A 12,721-nucleotide genomic window follows, 5' to 3' on the forward strand; every position below is an offset into this window, starting at 1 on the left:
CGCGGAATCGTCCGCGGGGCGCCTTCACGCGCGGGTGCCGCCGGCTCAGACGACCAGTGCGCCCAGTTTGCGCAGCGACTCGTTCAGGGCCGCGGTCCCCGAGTCCTTGAGCTTGCCGGCCATCAGCGACACGGCCGCGCCCGTGAACTCGCCGTCGATGCGGACCGTCGTGGCGTCGCCGTCGGGGGTCAGGGTGTAGCGGGTGGCCACGGCCACCGCCATCGGGCCCTTCCCGCGGATGGCGAGCACCCGGGCCGGCTCCAGTTCCGCCACGGTCCACTCGACCTCCGCCGGGAAGCCCATGAGCTTCATGTTCTCCTGGAAGGTCGCGCCCAGTTCGAGGGTCTCGGGGCCGCCCTTGGGGAAGTTGGTGTGGGTGGCGTTCCACTCCCCGTACTTCGGCCAGTCGGTGAGCTGGGCCCACACCTGCTCGGCCGGTGCCTGGATGCGTGCCTCGGCGCTGATCTCGGCCATACGACCACCTCTTCGTGTCGGGCTCTTCGTGTCGGGCGACTCGGCTGCGTCGTCGCGGAAAGTAGCCCCAAGGCCGCCAACATTCAATACTGATGAACCGTCAGCAAGTGCGTAGGTCGGGCCGGTGGCCCACCCGGCGTATCGCCGCCTGGTCGAACACGTCCCGCGCGGGCGGGAACGGCCCCTCGTCGTGGCAGCGCCACGCCTGCCGGTAGAGGTCGGCGGGCGGCGCGTCCTCGGGGGCGTACACCCGGTACACGTACTGCCGGCCGTCGATCGCCGGCAGGGTCACCAGCCGGCTCGCGCTCTCCATGTCCGTGGAAGACGTACGGGCGGGGCTCGACGGTTGCGCGAGGGGCGCAGCGCAAGGCGGCGCGCGCCGTTGGGCGGGAAACGGTCTGATCTCATCCGTAGGGAGGAGATTGCGGTGGTCTGGGTCCGCTCTGCGTGGGACGCCAAGATGCTTCCCGCCGGGGATGACCGCACCCGGTCGGGACTGATGGGGTAGGGGATGTGCAACCCCGTATTCCCCGGCAGTCGCCGCGCGACCAGGCGGCGCACGGCATGTACGACGATCCCAGGCTCGGTGCCGAGCCCGCGGCGGCGCTCGCCGCCGCCCGCCGCCGGGCGGTCAGAGACGGGGACCGCCAGATCGACACCGCCCACCTGCTGCACTCGCTCCTGGAGCAAGACCCCCAGGTCCGTGCCGCTTTCGACGGCGGACCCCAGCTCGCCCGGCTGCTCGGCTATCTCGTCCAACGCAGCATCGGCTACGGCCTGCGCTGGCAGAGCGGGGTCGAGGACTCCGGGGCCCTGCCCGTCGTGACCGTCGTCGAGGGGTTCTCGCCGCTGGCCGCGATCGCGCTGGAGCACGCGTGCGGGCGGGCCGCGCTGCGCGACGGCGGGCGGGCCGCCGGCGTCGATCTGCTCGTGGCGATCGTCGAGGACCCGCAGGCGCGGGCAGTCGAGGTCCTCACCAGGGCGGGCGTCGACGTGCACGAACTGCGCGCCCGGATCGAGGACGGTCTGATCGAGGGCGACGGGCCCGCCTACTGACGGGGCCCGCCCGCTGACGGGGCTCGCCCAAGAACCTGCTGACCGGCCGCGCTGTGCCCGGTCCGGCGTCGTCCAGTCGATGAGACAGGTGTCAACAGGGGTGACGCTCATGTCATCGCCTGTCATCATGTGCCGGTGCATACGTCTGTGAGCAGTCAGGGCAACCGTGGAAAGGGCATCGGGCTCGGTCTGGCGGTCGGGTCGGCCATCGCCTTCGGCGGATCCGGGGTCGCGGCCAAACCGTTGATCGAGGCCGGCCTGGACCCGCTGCACGTGGTGTGGCTGCGGGTGACCGGCGCGGCGCTGGTGATGCTGCCGCTCGCCTGGCGTCATCGCGCGCTGCTGCGCACCCGCCCCGCGCTGCTCGCCGGGTTCGGTCTGCTCGGCGTGGCCGGCGTGCAGGCGTTCTACTTCGCCTCGATCTCCCGCATCCCCGTCGGCGTCGCGCTGCTCGTGGAGTACCTCGCGCCCGCCCTCGTGCTGGGCTGGGTGCGGTTCGTGCAGCGGCGGCCCGTGACGCGCGCCGCCGCGCTCGGCGTGGTCCTCGCGGTGGGCGGACTGGCCTGTGTCGTCGAGATCTGGTCCGGGCTGAGCTTCGACGCCCTCGGCCTGCTGCTCGCCCTCGCGGCGGCCTGCTGCCAGGTCGGCTACTTCGTCCTGTCCGACCAGGGCAGCGCCTTGGGCGACGACGCCCCCGACCCGTTGGGCGTGATCGCCTACGGCCTCCTCGTGGGCGCCCTCGTGCTGACCGTCGTCGCCCGTCCGTGGGGCATGGACTGGTCCGTGCTCGCGCACACCGCCGGCATGGACGGCGCCGAGGTGCCCGCCTGGCTGCTGCTCGCCTGGATCGTGCTGATCGCGACGGTCGTCGCCTACGTCACCGGCGTGGTCTCCGTGCGTCGGCTCTCCCCGCAGGTCGCCGGCGTGGTGGCGTGTCTGGAGGCGGTCATCGCGACCGTCCTGGCGTGGGTGCTGCTCGGCGAGCATCTCTCGGCGCCGCAGATCGTCGGCGGGGCGGTGGTGCTCCTCGGCGCGTTCATCGCGCAGTCGTCCGCACCCGCCAAGGGCTCCCCGGAGCCGGTGGCCGCCTGCAGCCCCGAAAGGGAGCCGACGGTCCGCGAAACGGCCGTCTGACCCGACGCTTGCGCCGCCGCCCCGGCAGCCCGAGGCGAGCCCTCAGCTGCTGCCCGAGCGTCGCGCGCTGTGGGGAGGTACGGCGCGCCCGTCCCACGTAAGGCCGTGCCGCCCCCGCTCGCCCCGGCCGCTACGGGGGAGTCCGCGGGCGCCCGTGCGCCTGCCGCCGTTCGCCCCGGCGGCGGGGTTGCCACCGGACGGCGTGGAGCCCGTCCGGGGTCGGCGCGGCCGTGTCGGCCGTCGCACCGGGCGGCGAATGCCTCGCGGCCGTAGCCGGCAGAACCGCTGGGAGGGAGTCGGATCATCGGAAGCCCCGGCGACGAGCGGTGGCTGGGCGGCACGCCCCGGGACGAAGCACCCCACCCCGCCGAAGTCAGACGCCCAGGGCGAGTGTCCCCGCCCCCTGGCCAGGCGTCTCCTCCCAGCCGCGGATCCTGTCCGCGAGCCGCTTCAGGCGTGCGTCCGACGGGGGCACGTCGATCTGGAAGTGGGACTCGTTCGCGCGGCGGAAGTCTCCGCCCCAGGCCACCACGTCCTGGCATTCCTCGAGAATGTCGCGGACCGTCGCCAGCTGGTGGGGGAAGAGACCGCCCTTGGCGCCGTCCGGGTACCAGGTCGGGCGGATCGCGACCGCCGTCCCCGAGGCGTGGTTGGTCGCGTGGCCCTTCAGCGTCCTGTCCGCCGGGCGGAAGCCGATCACCTCGCCGTGGGCGAGAGTGTCGATCTCGTAGTGGTAGCGGCGGATGACATGGACGAGCACCGTGGCCGCCTCACCGATTCGCAGGGCCACGGAGACCGAGCTGCCGGGCACCTGGCGGGTCCAGACGGCTCCCGACTCGTCTGGCTTCGGTTCCATCGGCCAGCCGTTGGGGACAATCGGTGGACAAACCGAGGACATCGCCAGGCACGACCGGCCGGCGCGCACCGACGGGGGAACACATGGGAAGGCATGAGAATCCGATAGATCCGAGATCGGGGCCGCTGGCGCGATTCGCCCATGAACTGCGGGAACTGCGGCGCTCCGCGGGATCGCCGTCGTATCAGGAACTGGCCCGGCGTACGCATTTCGCCGCCTCCACTCTCGCGGCGTGCGTATCGGGGAGCAGGCTCCCCAGCGCGTCGGTGCTGGCCGCGTACGTCACGGCGTGCGGTGGCGACGCGGACGAATGGGAGCTGCGGCGGCGTGCGACGCGAGTGCAGCTGCACGAGTACGAGCGCGGGGCCGTAGGCGGGGAGACACCGGAAGCGGCGACCGTGCGCACAGCCGAAGCGGTCGCCTCGGGCGAGGGTGCTCCCGGACTCCGACCGGCCACCGGGCCGGCCACCGGGCCGGGCGCCGCTCCCGCGGGGCCGGACACCGTGTCCGTCACCCGTCGAAGACGCACGCGGCGCCTGGCCGTCCAACTGCGGCTCGCCGTCGTACTGCTCGTCCTCGCCACCTGTACCGCGTCGCAGTCCTTAGGCCGCGGCCCGTCCTCCGACCTCGCCGACTGGCTCGACCCTCGCTCCGACATCCCTGGCCCGTACCGGGCGGTGATCGTGGAAGCCGGCACCATGTGTCCCGTCCCGCAGATCTCGCCGGCACTGGTCGCGGCCATGCTGAAGGTGGAGAGCGACTTCGATCCGCATCTGCACGATTCCGTGAAGGACGAGTACGGCATCGCCCGCTGGACGCCCCGGGTGCTGCGCTACTACCTCCCCGAGGACCAGCAGGATCGCGTCCCGGTGCCGCCCTTCGACGCCGAGGAGTCCATCCTCGCCATGGGACGGATGCTGTGCGCGCTGGCGCCCCAACTCGAAGGTGTGGCGGGGGATCCCGTCCTCAACCTGGCTGCCGCGTACCGCACGGCCGCCTTCGTCGTGCAGAAGGAGAACGGCATCCCGGCCCGTATCCGCCCCTACACCGCCGAGGTCCGGGCACATCTGATGCGCTACGCACCCGAGAAGAAGGCCTGCCTTCCGTACCCCACGACGGAGAGTTCCTACCCGGCGCCATGTCCCTGAACTGACGGCGCGGGACGCGTCGCGCGGGCAGCTGAGCGTCACAACGCCGAGAGGTAGTCCGGGAGTTCGGTGCCGGGGGCGAGGTCCGCCTCCGGGAGCGGGGCGCCGTACCCCTTGCGCAACGGGAGGACGCCGGCCCAGTGGGGGAGGGCGAGGTCCTCCGGCTCGTCGTTCACCCCGCCCGTGCGGGCCTTGGCCGAGACCTCGTCCAGGTCGAGGCGGATCACCGCGGTCGCCGCCAGTTCCTTCTTGTCGGCGGGACGCGAGTCGGCGGACCGGCCCGGGACGACATGGTCGACGAAGGAGCTGAGCGCGGTGGCCTTCTCCTGCGGGTCCGTCACTTCGTACGCGACGCCGTGCACCACGACCGAGCGGTAGTTGATCGAGTGGTGGAAGGCCGAGCGGGCCAGGACCAGGCCGTCGACATGCGTCACCGTCAGGCACACCGGGAGCCCCGGGTCCGCCTGCCCCGTCATCCGCAGCGGACGCGAGCCCGTCGAGCCGTGCACGTACAGCGTCTCGCCGACCCGGCCGTACAGCGTCGGCAGCACGACGGGCGCGCCGTCGCGGACGAAGCCGAGGTGGCAGACGTAGCCCTCGTCGAGTATCGCGTGCACCAGATCCTTGTCGTAGGACGCCTTCTGCGCGGCCCGGGTGGGGATCGTGCGGTCGGTCGGGGTGTAGGCGGCGGCCCGTGTCATCGGCTCCTGGGTCCCCTGCATGGCGTTCTCCATTGCACTAGTGCATAATCGTCTTTGTGCTAGGAGAGTATCCGATCGAAGGTCGGCGCGCAGCAGACATTTCCGCGAGCGTGGAGGCGGCGGTGAGCGCCGGTGGGCTGCGGCCCGGGCAACTGCTGCCGCCCATGCGGGAGTTGGCTCAGACGCTGGGAGTGAACCCGAACACCGTCGCGGCCGCGTATCGCACCCTGCGCGAGCGGGGGGTGATCGAGACCGACGGCCGCCGGGGCAGCCGGGTGCGGTCGAAGCCCGCCACGACCGGGCGCGAGTTCATCCGCGTCGAGGTGCCGGCGGGGGTGCGGGACGCGGCCGCCGGCAACCCGGACACGGCCCTGCTGCCGCCGCTGGGGCCGGCGTTCGCGTGGGCCGTCGCGCAGGGTGACCGGGAGCCGGTCCTGTACGGGCACGCGCCGATCGAACCCGAGCTGGAGCGCCTGGCCCGGGCCGACCTGGACGCGGACGGCGTGGCGGCCGGGCCCGTGGCCGTCACCTCCGGTTCGCTGGACGCGATCGAACGCGTCCTCGCCGCGCATCTGCGGCCGGGCGACACGGTGGCCGTCGAGGATCCCGGCTGGGGCTCCCTGCTCGACCTCGTGCCGGCCCTCGGGCTGCGCCCTGTTCCGGTCGGCCTCGACGACGACGGACCGCTGCCCGAGGACGTGCGCCGTGCCCTGGCCGCCGGGGCGAGCGCCCTGATCGTCACCGACCGGGCGCAGAACCCGACCGGTGCGGCCGTGAGCGCCACGCGCGCGCGTGCCCTGCGCGCCGTCCTGCGGGAACACCCGCAGACGCTGCTGGTCGAGGACGACCACGGACATCGGATCGTCGACCTCCCGCTGCACCCCCTCGCGGGCGTCACCCGGCACTGGGCCTTCGTGCGCTCGGTCGCCAAGGCCTACGGGCCCGACCTGCGGTTCGCCGTCCTCACCGGGGACGACGTCACCCTCGACCGGGTCCGCGGCCGGCAGCGGCTCGGGCCCGGCTGGGTCAGCCGGATCACCCAACGGGCGGTCCTGCGCCTGTGGGCCGACCGCGCGGTGGACGCGCGCGCGGTGGCGGCGGCGTACGGCGGTCGGCGGGACGCGTTGATCGCCGCACTGGCCGGGAGGGGAGTCGAGGCGTACGGGCGCAGCGGGATGAACGTATGGGTTCCCGTGCCGGACGAGACGGGGGCGGTCGCCGGCCTGCTGCACGCGGGATGGGCGGTCGCGCCCGGGGCGCGGTTCCGGGTCCAGGCCCCGCCCGGGATCCGGATCACCGTGTCGACCTTGGCGGCGGGCGAGATCGCGGTGCTGGCGGACGCGGTGGCCGCCGCGGTGCGCGCGGTGCCCGGGAGCGGGTACGTGTAGCGCGATCGATGATCCTCGACGTGCGCCTCGTAGCCTTGCTCACATGTTGAACCTGGAGCGCCTGCGTACCCTCGACTCCCTCGCCCGGCACGGATCGGTCAGCGGGGCCGCGACGGCGCTGCACATCACCACCTCGGCCGTCTCGCAGCAGATGGCCAAGCTGGAGCGCGAGGTCGGGCAGCGGCTGCTCGCCAAGCAGGGGCGCGGCGTGCGGCTGACGGACGCGGGACGGCTGCTCGCCGAGCACGCCTCCCGGATCCTGTCCCAGGTCGAGCTCGCCCAGGCCGATCTGGAGGCCCAACGCGGCCAGGTGGCAGGGGAGTTGAGGCTGTCCGCGTTCCCGACCGCGGCGCGCGGGCTGTTTCCCGTCGCCCTCGCCGCGCTGCGCACCGCGCACCCCGCGCTGCGGTTGCGCTCGTGCGAGATGGAGCCGGAGCGCGGCATCACCGGCGTCCTGCGCGGCGACCTCGACCTCGCCGTCGCCCTGGACTGGTACAACAAGCCGATGCCGGTGCCGGACGGCCTGGTCAAGGCGTCCATCCTCGACGATCCCGCCGACGTCGCCATGCCGGCCGGGCATCCCCTCGCGGGCCGGGACGAGGTGGACCTCGGGGAGTTCGCCGAGGACGAGTGGATCACCTGGGGCGAGGGCGAGTTCTGCCACGAGTGGCTGATGCTCACGCTGCGCTCGCGGGGCGTCGAGCCGATCGTCGGCCACCGGGCGGGCGAGACGCACACCCAACTCGGTCTGGTGGCCGCCGGGTTGGGGGTGTGCATCGCGCCCCTGCTCGGACGGCACCCGATGCCCGAGGGGGTCGTGACGGTACCGCTCAGGCAACGCGTGCGGCGGCATGTGTACGCGGTCTGGCGGGCGGACGCCGACCGCCGCCCGTCGATCCGGGCGGCGGTCGGGGCGCTCAAGGCGGCAGGTCGGGCGGTGAGTTGAGCCGACCGGCCGGAGGGGTCGCCCTACGCGCCGCCCAGCTTGCGGAAGTCCCAGGACACGATCTTCTCCGGGGTCAGTCGCACCCACGCGTGCCGGCCGTCGTGCGGCATCGCGTCCAGGCCGAAGTTCTTGCGGGCGAACAGCGTCTCCACGGCGTCGAGTTCGGCGCACAGCTCGCCCGTGCGCGGGGCCTCGCCCACGAACTCCACGGCGCCGGACAGCTCGACGCCGCGCAGCGCGTCGTACTCCTCGCCCGTGTCGATCACGATCGCCACCCGGGGATCGCGGCGCAGGTCCGCCCAGCGCTTGCTGCGCACGACCGAGTACAGCCAGAGCGCGGTGCCGTCCCAGAGGAACCACAGGGCGCTGACGTGCGGGGCGCCGTCCAAGGACACGGTCGCGACCCGGCAGGTGCGCTGGTCGGCGAGGAACGCGTCCAGCTCGCCCGCGGTCATCATGATCTTCCGGCCCCGGCGCTGAGTGACGGTCATCCGGCCCCCTCATTCTTCTCTTGTGTCGGCCTGTGCCGCTGTCGTCCTGTGCCGTTTTCCTGAAACCCACTGCTTTTCTGAAAGTCCGTCAGAAAAGGATGGGTCTTCTTCCCTCTCCGCGCAATGGCGGTTAGTGTCGCCCGCCCCACACCGAGCCAGGGGGAGTCATGCCGTCCTGCGAAGAGCTCAGCGACCTCCTCGACCCGGCGTCCACCGTCCTGATCACGGTGGAGTGCCAGCAGGGCGTCGTCGGTCCGGATGCCGCGCTGCCCCAACTCGCCCGTGAGGCACGAGAGTCGGGGGCGCTCGCCAACGTCTCCCGGCTGGTGGCCGCCGCCCATGCGAGCGGCGTCCAGGTCGTGCACGCCGTCGCCGAGCGCCGCCCGGACGGCCGGGGCGCGAACCGCAACGCCCGTCTGTTCCGTGCCGCCGAACGCTTCCCCGTCCAGCAGCTCAGCGGTACCGCCGCCACCCGTCTCGCGCCCCCGATCGAGGTCGCCGAGCAGGACCTCGTCGTACGGCGGCTGCACGGGCTGTCGCCCGTCCAGGGCACCGATGTCGACGCCCTGCTGCGCAATCTGGGCTGCCGCACCCTGGTGGTGAGCGGCGTCTCGGCCAACGTCGCGATCCCGAACACCGTCTTCGACGCCGTCAACCGGGGTTACACGGTCGTCGTGCCGTCGGACGCCATCGCGGGGGTGCCTGCCGACTACACCCCCGCGATGATCCGGCACACCCTCGCATTGGTCGCCACGGTCGCGACCACGGACGAGGTGCTGGACTGCCTCCGGCGGACGGCCGTCAGGCCAGAGTGATCGAGTCGCCGCTGACGGTGATCGCCACCTCCGGCAGCGCCTTCTGCGCGGGACCGCTCTTCACGCTGCCGTCCGTGATGGAGAAGTTGCTGTTGTGGCACGGGCAGTTGATCACGCCGTCGGCGATGCTCTTCACCGCACAGCCCTGGTGCGTGCACACCGCGGAGAACGCCTTGTACGTGCCCGCCGTCGGCTGGGTGACGACCACCTTCTCGGACTCGAAGACCTTGCCGCCGCCCTCGGGTATGTCGGCGGTCGTGGTGAGGGCGGCGCCGGCCGCGGCGTTGTCCCCGCCGCCCGTGCCGCCGGTGCTCGCGGCCTCGGTGCTGCCGGTGGAACCGGTGGAACCCGACGTGCCGGCCGACGAGGACGAGCTCGACGAGTCGTCGTCGGAGCCGCCGCACGCGGTCAGCGCGACGGAGAGCCCCGCGGCTCCCGCGGCTGTCACGACGGTACGGCGGGCGGGCCCCGACGCGGACTTGATCGATGCGCTGGTCATGCTGGGGGGTTCCCTTCCAAAGGGGGTGCGTGGATCTGTCAGGAGGTACGAGCCGTGAACGTCGCTTGTTCAGCGCCCCCGCCAAGTCCGGACAGTGTCGAGATCTTGACCCGTTCGACATGAGCACGGCGTAAGCCAGAGCTGTCGCGGAGCTGTCGGCCGGGCATCGTGCCAGGCCCAGTAACCTGGGGCGATGCTCAAGGAAGTCACCGCGACCCGCTATGTCACCCCCCTGCGCGAGGGCGGCTCCTTGCCGGGGCTCGTCGAGGCCGACGACTTCGGTGTATACGTCATGAAGTTCACCGGCGCCGGGCAGGGCCGCAAGACGCTCGTCGCGGAGGTCGTCTGCGGCGAACTCGCGCGCAGGCTGGGCCTGCGGGTGCCCCCTCTGGTGACCGTGGAGCTCGACGTCCTGCTGGGGCTCGGCGAACCCGACCAGCAGGTGCAGGGGTTGCTGAAGTCCAGCGGGGGGACCAACCTCGGCATGGACTTCCTCTCCGGAGCCCTCGGCTTCGACCCGCTCGCCTTCCCGGTGAGCCCCGAGGAGGCCGGCCGGATCGTCTGGTTCGACGCGCTCGTGAACAACGTCGACCGGTCCTGGCGCAACCCCAACCTCCTGGTGCACCGCGGCGACCTGTGGCTCATCGACCACGGCGCCACCATGATCTGGCAGCACAACTGGCCCACCGCCGAGACCTCCGCGGCCCGCCCCTACGATGCCGCCGACCACGCCCTCGCCTCGTTCGGGCCGGACGTCGCGACCGCGGCGGCCGAGCTGGCGCCGCTGGTCACCGCCGACCTCCTCGCCGAGGTCACCGCCGAGATCCCGGACGTCTGGCTGGCGGACGAGCCCGGCTTCGACACCCCGGACGCGCTCCGGCGCGCCTACGCGGCCCCTCTTCTCGCGCGCGCCGCCGTCATCCACGACCGCATCAAGGGGACCGAGTGAACGACGACCGCCACATCATCCGGCCGGGCCAGGGCGGCGACCGGGACGTGTTCGAGTACGCCCTGCTGCGGGTGGTGCCGCGTGTCGAACGCGGCGAGTGCATCAACGCGGGCGTGCTGGTCTACTGCCGCGGCCGGGAATACGTCGGCGCCCGCACCCACCTCGACGAGGCGAAGCTGCTGGCGCTGGACCCGGAGGCGGACGTCGCCGGGGTGCGGGCCGCCCTGCGGGCGGTCGAGGGCGTGTGCGCGGGCGGCGCGGCGGCCGGGCAGGCGGTGCACGACGACGCCGGGCGGCGCTTCCGCTGGCTGATCGCGCCCCGTTCGACGGTCGTCCAGCCGGGGCCCGTGCACACCGGGCTCACCACCGATCCGGCGGCCGAGACGGAGCGGTTGCTTCAGCTGCTGGTGAGGTAATGGATCACACCGGCGACGTGTGGCGTTGACACCGGGTGCCAGGGCTTCTAGCGTCACGTCTGCCGAAGGTACTAAGCGGTCGCTCACCACTCGGGCGCAGCAGACTTCCTCAGGTCAGGCTTTCTCAGGTCGGGCTTTCTCAGGTCAGGCATTCTCAAGGGCGAGGAGAACCAGCAATGTCCACCAATGAGCAGCGGGTCGCCGTGGTCACGGGCGCGGCGCGCGGCATCGGAGCCGCCACCGCCGTACGGCTGGCCGCCGAGGGTCGCGCGGTCGCGGTCGTCGACCTCGACGAGGCCGCCTGCAAGGACACCGTCGAGAAGATCACCGCGGCGGGCGGCAAGGCCATCGCCGTCGGCGCCGACGTCTCCGACGAGGCCCAGGTCGAGGCCGCGATCGCCCGCGTCGTCGCGGAGCTGGGCGCGCCGACGATCCTCGTCAACAACGCGGGCGTGCTCCGCGACAACCTGCTGTTCAAGATGAGCGCCGGCGACTGGGACACCGTGCTCAACGTGCACCTGCGCGGCTCGTTCCTGATGACCAAGGCCGTCCAGAAGCACATGGTCGACGCCGGCTTCGGACGGGTCGTCAACCTGTCCTCCTCCTCGGCGCTCGGCAACCGCGGCCAGGCCAACTACTCCGCCGCCAAGGCCGGTCTGCAGGGCTTCACCAAGACCCTCGCCATCGAGCTCGGCAAGTTCGGCATCACCGCCAACGCCGTCGCCCCCGGCTTCATCGCCACCGACATGACCGCCGCGACCGCCGCCCGCGTCGGCATGGGCTTCGAGGAGTTCAAGGCCGCCGCCGCCACCCAGATCCCGGTCGCGCGCGTCGGCGAGCCCGACGACATCGCCAACGCGATCGCGTTCTTCACGAACGAGGCCGCCGGCTTCGTCTCCGGCCAGGTGCTGTACGTCGCCGGCGGACCGCTCGACTAACGGCCACACGGGACGACTGAGGATCACGAACATGACTGAACTGCCCGCACTCTCCGGCAAGGTCGCCCTCGTCACCGGCGCCAGCCGGGGCATCGGCTACGGCGTCGCCGAGGCGCTCGTCGCCCGCGGCGACCGGGTCTGCATCACCGGCCGCAACGAGGACGCCCTCAAGGAGGCCGTCGAACGGCTCGGCGCCGACCGGGTGATCGGCGTCGCCGGCAAGGCGCACGACCTCACGCACCAGAGGGCCGCCGTCGAACGCACGATGGAGGCCTTCGGCCGCGTCGACTTCCTGGTCAACAACGCCGGCACGAACCCGGTGTTCGGGCCGATCGCCGACCTCGACCTGGAGGTGGCCCGCAAGGTCTTCGAGACCAACGTGGTCTCCGCGCTCGGCTTCGCGCAGAAGACCTGGCACGCCTGGCAGAAGGACAACGGCGGCGCGATCGTCAACATCTCCTCCGTCGCGGGCCTGTCGGCCTCGCCGTTCATCGGCGCGTACGGCATCAGCAAGGCCGCGATGATCAACCTGACCCAGCAGCTGGCGCACGAGTTCGCGCCGCGCGTGCGGGTCAACGCGATCGCCCCGGCCGTGGTGAAGACCAAGTTCGCCGCCGCCCTGTACGAGGGCCGCGAGGCGGAGGCGGCCGCCGCCTACCCGCTGGCCCGGCTCGGCGTGCCCTCCGACATCGGCGGCACCGCCGCGTTCCTGACCTCGGAGCAGTCGGACTGGATCACCGGCCAGACGCTCGTCGTCGACGGCGGGATCTTCCTCAACGCCGGCGTGGCCTGAGCCCCGACGCGCGCGACCGGGCGCCGTTTCCTTGACGGAAACGGCGCCCGTGTCGTCACCTTTGTGTGGCACACGGTGATGACAACGTCGTCAAACCAGAAGTGATCAATACCGCTG

16 protein-coding genes are annotated in these 12,721 nt (G+C 72.3%); 10 read left to right on the forward strand and 6 right to left on the reverse strand.

Features of this window, described 5'->3' with window-relative positions; translation table 11 throughout:
- Positions 1-45 precede the first annotated feature (45 nt).
- Entirely contained in the window at positions 46-474 is a 429-nt protein-coding gene (locus tag AB0J04_RS31835; RefSeq protein WP_351916252.1) for an SRPBCC family protein, read from the reverse strand.
- A 100-nt stretch (positions 475-574) separates the two neighbouring features.
- Entirely contained in the window at positions 575-787 is a 213-nt protein-coding gene (locus AB0J04_RS31840) for a hypothetical protein (protein WP_363172068.1), read from the reverse strand.
- A gap of 200 nt (positions 788-987) precedes the next feature.
- Here AB0J04_RS31840 and AB0J04_RS31845 point away from each other — a divergent pair, with 200 nt between their 5' ends.
- Positions 988-1,530 (forward strand): Clp protease N-terminal domain-containing protein, encoded by a 543-nt coding sequence (locus AB0J04_RS31845; RefSeq protein WP_363172069.1) that lies wholly within the window; start codon positions 988-990, stop codon positions 1,528-1,530.
- Positions 1,531-1,659: 129 nt separating this feature from the next.
- The gene (locus AB0J04_RS31850) at positions 1,660-2,664 is read left to right on the forward strand and encodes an EamA family transporter (protein ID WP_363172070.1); all 1,005 of its coding nucleotides are present in this window, start codon (positions 1,660-1,662) and stop codon (positions 2,662-2,664) included.
- A 373-nt stretch (positions 2,665-3,037) separates the two neighbouring features.
- Here the strand turns inward: AB0J04_RS31850 and AB0J04_RS31855 are convergent, their stop codons facing one another.
- Positions 3,038-3,520 carry a hypothetical protein gene (locus tag AB0J04_RS31855; protein ID WP_363172071.1) on the reverse strand — a complete coding sequence of 161 codons (483 nt, stop codon included), beginning with the start codon at positions 3,518-3,520 and terminating at the stop codon, positions 3,038-3,040.
- 83 nt (positions 3,521-3,603) lie between these two features.
- Between AB0J04_RS31855 and AB0J04_RS31860 the strand changes: the two genes are divergently transcribed.
- Entirely contained in the window at positions 3,604-4,668 is a 1,065-nt protein-coding gene (locus AB0J04_RS31860) for a helix-turn-helix domain-containing protein (RefSeq protein ID WP_363172072.1), read from the forward strand.
- Between the two features lie 38 nt (positions 4,669-4,706).
- Here AB0J04_RS31860 and AB0J04_RS31865 read toward each other — a convergent pair whose 3' ends face one another.
- Positions 4,707-5,390 carry a pyridoxamine 5'-phosphate oxidase family protein gene (locus AB0J04_RS31865; protein WP_363172073.1) on the reverse strand — a complete coding sequence of 228 codons (684 nt, stop codon included), beginning with the start codon at positions 5,388-5,390 and terminating at the stop codon, positions 4,707-4,709.
- Positions 5,391-5,425: 35 nt separating this feature from the next.
- Between AB0J04_RS31865 and AB0J04_RS31870 the strand changes: the two genes are divergently transcribed.
- The gene (locus tag AB0J04_RS31870) at positions 5,426-6,757 is read left to right on the forward strand and encodes an aminotransferase class I/II-fold pyridoxal phosphate-dependent enzyme (protein WP_363172074.1); all 1,332 of its coding nucleotides are present in this window, start codon (positions 5,426-5,428) and stop codon (positions 6,755-6,757) included.
- 43 nt (positions 6,758-6,800) lie between these two features.
- A complete protein-coding gene (locus AB0J04_RS31875) occupies positions 6,801-7,703 on the forward strand; it encodes a LysR family transcriptional regulator (RefSeq protein ID WP_363172075.1) in 903 nt (300 codons plus the stop codon).
- A 23-nt stretch (positions 7,704-7,726) separates the two neighbouring features.
- Here AB0J04_RS31875 and AB0J04_RS31880 read toward each other — a convergent pair whose 3' ends face one another.
- Positions 7,727-8,194 (reverse strand): pyridoxamine 5'-phosphate oxidase family protein, encoded by a 468-nt coding sequence (locus AB0J04_RS31880; RefSeq protein WP_363172076.1) that lies wholly within the window; start codon positions 8,192-8,194, stop codon positions 7,727-7,729.
- A gap of 167 nt (positions 8,195-8,361) precedes the next feature.
- On the opposite strand from AB0J04_RS31880, the gene AB0J04_RS31885 reads away from it, so the two are divergent.
- On the forward strand, positions 8,362-9,009 hold the full coding sequence (locus tag AB0J04_RS31885; protein WP_363172077.1) for a cysteine hydrolase: 648 nt from the start codon (positions 8,362-8,364) through the stop codon (positions 9,007-9,009).
- Here AB0J04_RS31885 and AB0J04_RS31890 read toward each other — a convergent pair.
- Positions 8,996-9,508, reverse strand: a complete 513-nt coding sequence (locus AB0J04_RS31890) for a Rieske (2Fe-2S) protein (protein ID WP_363172078.1) — start codon at positions 9,506-9,508, stop codon at positions 8,996-8,998. The two genes, AB0J04_RS31885 and AB0J04_RS31890, sit on opposite strands and share 14 nt — an antisense overlap.
- Positions 9,509-9,701: 193 nt before the next feature.
- Here AB0J04_RS31890 and AB0J04_RS31895 point away from each other — a divergent pair, with 193 nt between their 5' ends.
- The 4 genes from AB0J04_RS31895 to AB0J04_RS31910 all read left to right on the forward strand — a co-directional run bounded on the left by AB0J04_RS31895 (position 9,702) and on the right by AB0J04_RS31910 (position 12,604).
- Positions 9,702-10,457, forward strand: a complete 756-nt coding sequence (locus AB0J04_RS31895; RefSeq protein ID WP_363172079.1) for a HipA family kinase — start codon at positions 9,702-9,704, stop codon at positions 10,455-10,457.
- Complete coding sequence (locus AB0J04_RS31900; protein ID WP_363172080.1) at positions 10,454-10,873, forward strand: DUF3037 domain-containing protein; 420 nt, start codon at positions 10,454-10,456, stop codon at positions 10,871-10,873. Before AB0J04_RS31895 ends, AB0J04_RS31900 begins: the two co-directional genes overlap by 4 nt.
- A gap of 176 nt (positions 10,874-11,049) precedes the next feature.
- A complete protein-coding gene (gene fabG / locus AB0J04_RS31905) occupies positions 11,050-11,811 on the forward strand; it encodes a 3-oxoacyl-ACP reductase FabG (protein ID WP_351916283.1) in 762 nt (253 codons plus the stop codon).
- A gap of 31 nt (positions 11,812-11,842) precedes the next feature.
- Positions 11,843-12,604, forward strand: coding sequence for an SDR family oxidoreductase (locus tag AB0J04_RS31910; RefSeq protein WP_363172081.1), 762 nt, complete (start codon positions 11,843-11,845; stop codon positions 12,602-12,604).
- The last annotated feature ends 117 nt before the right edge of the window (positions 12,605-12,721 follow it).

The sequence above is a fragment of the Streptomyces sp. NPDC050263 genome (assembly GCF_040655955.1).
GTDB lineage: Bacteria > Actinomycetota > Actinomycetes > Streptomycetales > Streptomycetaceae > Streptomyces.

Bases quoted from the DNA above. Each gene is read 5' to 3' on its own strand.
- fabG (WP_351916283.1), top strand. From the start codon at position 11,050: ATGTCCACCAATGAGCAGCGGGTCGCCGTGGTCACGGGCGCGGCGCGC.
- AB0J04_RS31835 (WP_351916252.1), bottom strand. From the start codon at position 474: ATGGCCGAGATCAGCGCCGAGGCACGCATCCAGGCACCGGCCGAGCAG.
- AB0J04_RS31875 (WP_363172075.1), top strand. From the start codon at position 6,801: ATGTTGAACCTGGAGCGCCTGCGTACCCTCGACTCCCTCGCCCGGCAC.
- AB0J04_RS31890 (WP_363172078.1), bottom strand. From the start codon at position 9,508: ATGACCAGCGCATCGATCAAGTCCGCGTCGGGGCCCGCCCGCCGTACC.
- AB0J04_RS31865 (WP_363172073.1), bottom strand. From the start codon at position 5,390: ATGCAGGGGACCCAGGAGCCGATGACACGGGCCGCCGCCTACACCCCG.
- AB0J04_RS31885 (WP_363172077.1), top strand. From the start codon at position 8,362: ATGCCGTCCTGCGAAGAGCTCAGCGACCTCCTCGACCCGGCGTCCACC.
- AB0J04_RS31840 (WP_363172068.1), bottom strand. From the start codon at position 787: ATGGAGAGCGCGAGCCGGCTGGTGACCCTGCCGGCGATCGACGGCCGG.
- AB0J04_RS31880 (WP_363172076.1), bottom strand. From the start codon at position 8,194: ATGACCGTCACTCAGCGCCGGGGCCGGAAGATCATGATGACCGCGGGC.
- AB0J04_RS31855 (WP_363172071.1), bottom strand. From the start codon at position 3,520: ATGGAACCGAAGCCAGACGAGTCGGGAGCCGTCTGGACCCGCCAGGTG.
- AB0J04_RS31895 (WP_363172079.1), top strand. From the start codon at position 9,702: ATGCTCAAGGAAGTCACCGCGACCCGCTATGTCACCCCCCTGCGCGAG.
- AB0J04_RS31860 (WP_363172072.1), top strand. From the start codon at position 3,604: ATGGGAAGGCATGAGAATCCGATAGATCCGAGATCGGGGCCGCTGGCG.
- AB0J04_RS31910 (WP_363172081.1), top strand. From the start codon at position 11,843: ATGACTGAACTGCCCGCACTCTCCGGCAAGGTCGCCCTCGTCACCGGC.